The sequence below is a fragment of the Streptomyces sp. NPDC005141 genome (genome assembly GCF_053599975.1).
The window spans coordinates 1-1,730 of the sequence record NZ_JBSFYW010000156.1 but is presented as its reverse complement, the minus strand read 5'-3'; the positions used below and the strand labels follow the sequence as shown (position 1 = coordinate 1,730).

Sequence of the window (1,730 nt, the reverse complement as noted above, 5' to 3'; positions counted from 1 at the left end):
CTGTCTTGGCTCTCGATCAGCACGGTGTGCGCGCTTGGTTCTCGCACCGCACGGCGTGCACCCTACCCAATCAGGGGGACGGTGTTTCGCCCTGGGGCGAAATCCCGCTTCCTGCCCTGCTCCGCAGGAGTCCGATTCCTCCCCGGCCCGAAGGCCGAGGCATCCTCGGAGGAACCCGGTGACAGGGAGAATCCGTAGATCGTCCGCCAGGGCGGGAAGTCCGCTCGCCTTCGTCCCGAGGTCGCTGCAGCCTGATCACCCGTCACCCAAGCCACATCCCTTGACCATTGCCTGCCCCACTACCGCACCTGCGCATGCGGATCAGAGCAGGCAAGGTCCACCTGAAGGATGACCACGGGCTCCGCCGTCTGACGGAGGTAGAGGCCCCCTGAAGCTGACGCACGTCGGATGGGCGATGCGCAAGGCTGGAGTCCTTGCCGAGGAAGGGGCGTCCAGGTGGAACGCTGGGACCGGGTCGGGAGGTTCGCAGGGTACGGGGCGGCCCTGGCGCTATCACCCTATTTGTTGATCAAGGTGGCGTGGGTTGCCGGCTCTCTGCTGGGCCTGGCACCGATCGGGGAGGGTTTCACCCTGGCCGGTTGGGTACTCCTCAACACGGTGACCATAGGCATGGCGGGAATCGGGATCGCCTTGGCGCTCGCTCTGGTCCGACCTTGGGGCATGCGGATACCCGGGTTCCTGGTGGCCTTCTGCGCCTGGACGGGGGCGGGATTCCTGGTATCGATCCTGCCGTACGCCGTGCTCAGTACGGTGCTCGACGTCGGGCGCGGCACAGCGGCCGACAGCGGGGGCGATGACCCTTCCATGCCCGGCTGGGAAGGTGCGCTGATCCAATTCAGCTTCATCGGGATGGGATTGGGGCTGGCCCTTGCGGTCCCGGCCTACCTGCGCCGGCGATGGCCGGAGGCGTTCGCCCGTCAGGTCGGGGACGGTACCCCCACCGTTCCGACATGGGCGGCAGCCGTCGCAGGCATCGTCGGTCTTGTCTGGGCGTACTGGGCGGCCGGCGGCACCCTCGGAATCGCGAGACCTGCCGAACGGGATATCAACTGGTACCTGCTGACGAGCGTTGGCGCGCTCTGGGCACTCGCCGGCGCCGCCGCCACTTGGACGCTCGCCTGGAAGAGTCCGGCCTGGGTACCCCATCGGCTCCTGCTGGCGCTCGGCTGGCTGGGGTCGGGCTCGCTCTTCGCCTGGAGCGGCTGGAAACTGCCTCTAACCTTCTTCGTCGCGGTGGCTGACCCCGCCGATGTCAAACTACCGGAGAACCTCGCCGTCGCCCCCGTGTTGCACCTCGCCGCTGTCGTGGCGGGGGTCGGCATGGTGAGAACGCTGGTCCGCCCACGCACCCCGCCCAGCCCGACACTCATGCACGATTGACATCCTCGCCCACCTAAAGGAGGGCGATTCCCGCTTGCCGCGCTGTTGTCGGGCGCGGCTTCGGGTGGGTTCCTGTTTCATCGCGCTGCGCCGGGACGAGTCCCGGTCTTACCCGCGCTCCGCAGGCTGACACCGCCAGTCCGGCGGCCTTGGCGACGTTGACCGCCGCATTGATGTCTCGATCGAGGACGGCCCCGCAGGCTCCGCACTCCCAGGTACGGACGTGCAGTGGTTTGGGGCCTTCCTTGACGCCGCACTGCGAGCACGTCTGAGACGTCGGCTCGAACCGGCCGATCTTCAAGAGGGTGCGCCCGTACCGAGCGGCCTTG

2 protein-coding genes are annotated in these 1,730 nt (G+C 67.8%); one reads left to right on the top strand and one right to left on the bottom strand.

Annotation, left to right across the window (positions count from 1 at the left end; all coding sequences use genetic code 11):
- Positions 1-456 precede the first annotated feature (456 nt).
- The gene (locus ACWD68_RS41810; RefSeq protein WP_451811707.1) at positions 457-1,401 is read left to right on the top strand and encodes a hypothetical protein; all 945 of its coding nucleotides are present in this window, start codon (positions 457-459) and stop codon (positions 1,399-1,401) included.
- 13 nt (positions 1,402-1,414) lie between these two features.
- Here ACWD68_RS41810 and ACWD68_RS41805 read toward each other — a convergent pair.
- A partial coding sequence (locus tag ACWD68_RS41805) for a zinc ribbon domain-containing protein (RefSeq protein WP_451811706.1) occupies positions 1,415-1,730 on the bottom strand: 316 nt, incomplete at its 5' end.